The organism is Bartonella sp. CB10SXKL, from assembly GCF_042195515.1.
GTDB lineage: Bacteria > Pseudomonadota > Alphaproteobacteria > Rhizobiales > Rhizobiaceae > Bartonella.
Window position 1 is genome coordinate 1 of sequence record NZ_JBHION010000061.1, and the last position, 1,858, is coordinate 1,858.

Below are 1,858 nucleotides of genomic sequence, written 5' to 3' on the forward strand. Positions count from 1 at the left end.
TTTGCCAAGGGGCTGAAGAACTTGCATGAAGGAGATAAACAAAGAGGGCAGGTTAACCAGACTGTCGAGTATCTAAAATCTAAAGGGTACAGTGAAGAAGAGGCGCGGTTCATGGCACGTAATCCGCAAATGCTTAGTGCGATGCTAACAGGTGGTGATACTCCTAAGTTAAGTCAGGGGTTTCAATGGTATACCAATCCAGAGACTGGTGAACGCGAAATGAGACCGGTAAAGGGGTCTCCACAAGAACTTGAGTATAATCAAAAACTACAATCACAGAAAGAATGGGAGGGTAGAAGGATAAAAAATATGTTCACCACCAAGCAGCAGTTGAGAGCTGGATTAAATGATCTGAAAGCTGCTTTTGAACTCATTCAAACAGGTAAGGCTACAGGATTTAAGGGGTGGTTTACGAAAAAATTTGGTGGAAGTGATGGGTACAAATTAGACAAATTATTGGAGGGAATTAGAGGTGGTGTTCTAAGGACGGTATTTGAGAATCTAAAATCAATGAGTCCTAGCGGAACAGTAGGAACTGGTGCTATATCAGATTTTGAAAGTAAGGCGCTGTCATCAATGTTTGGTTCTTTGGATGTTGGGCGAGATAAAGAGGGATTGGAGAGAACTTTTGAAGTAATTAAAACAGCATTTGATTTTTTCAATAGGCATAATGACCTTCAACTGTACAACGCATTAACAGGTCAACCTATAGATACGCCTCAAGAAATCTCTGATAAATATTTTGTAGATTCACCTATGTCACAAGGAGGTGGTGCAAATATACCTATAATGAAATGGCAGGAAGGTATCGACAGAGATGATATCACTGTGTTTATAGATGCGTCTACCGGTAAGCGTATTGAAAAGGAAGAGTATTAATGAATACTTATACTAGCATTCCAGAATATGTAACATCTAAAAGTGGAAAACGTTACCGTTTGCGTGTTCTCGATGACAATTCGAGAGGTGGCACTCCAGAATATGTAACATCTAAAAGTGGAAAACGTTATCGTTTGCGTGTTCTCGATGATGCTCCGAATTTTGAAGAAACACCATCACCGCAACATCCCGAAATCACGCAAAGTGAAGCTTTTTGGAACTCTTTAAAGCATGGTTTGAGTTTTAATTTAGATGATGAGATTGCGGGGATCACAGCGGCAGGACGTGATTCTGATGATGAGTTGGCAATAAAGGCTTTTGCGAAGGGGCTTTACAACTATTGGACTGGAGATAAGAAAACCATAGAAAAATATGAGAAAGAAGCTAATAGAATACGTGATTATTATCGTAGGATGAGTGATCAACATTATTGGACTTCTTTTGCTGGAAATGCTTTAGGGTCGGCAATCCCTTCACTTGCGACTTTAGGGGGAGGATTGTTAGCCTCAGGAGCACGCTTTGTAGCGCCTACACTTGCAAGGAATGTGGCGGGGTCAAAATTAGGTCAAGCCTTTTTGAAAGCAGGTCAGTTACCCCCAAGTCGATTTGCAAGTCCATTTTTAGGCATCACGAACAAAACAACATTGCCGCATTTGCTTAAAGTAGGAGCGGCATCTGGAGCATTACATGGCGCAGGAGAAGGCGAAGGACTTGGTAATACACTTACAAGTACGTTATCTGGTGCAGGTTTAGGAGCGGGCGGGGCATTGGTTGGAAGTGCTTTAGGTCATTTGGCTGGTTCTACTGTCGGTGGAATACGAAGACTTCTTTCTCCTTCTCATAAGCAAGGTGTTGCAACAGACACGTTAAGAGCAATCAGTAAACATTTAGGTAAGGAGGCGTCTGAAGAGCTAGGAGAATCTTTTAAAAAAGCAGTTCCTACCGATTACGTAGCTGATCATAGTCCTTTTTTACAGGA

Annotated in this window: 2 pseudogenes; both read left to right on the forward strand. The window is 41.6% G+C overall.

The features are described 5' to 3' along the window. Positions 1–879: pseudogene (locus ACFIK3_RS09355) on the forward strand (hypothetical protein); the annotation flags it as partial. Further along, positions 879–1,858: pseudogene (locus tag ACFIK3_RS09360) on the forward strand (hypothetical protein); the annotation flags it as partial. The pseudogenes ACFIK3_RS09355 and ACFIK3_RS09360, both read left to right, overlap by 1 nt.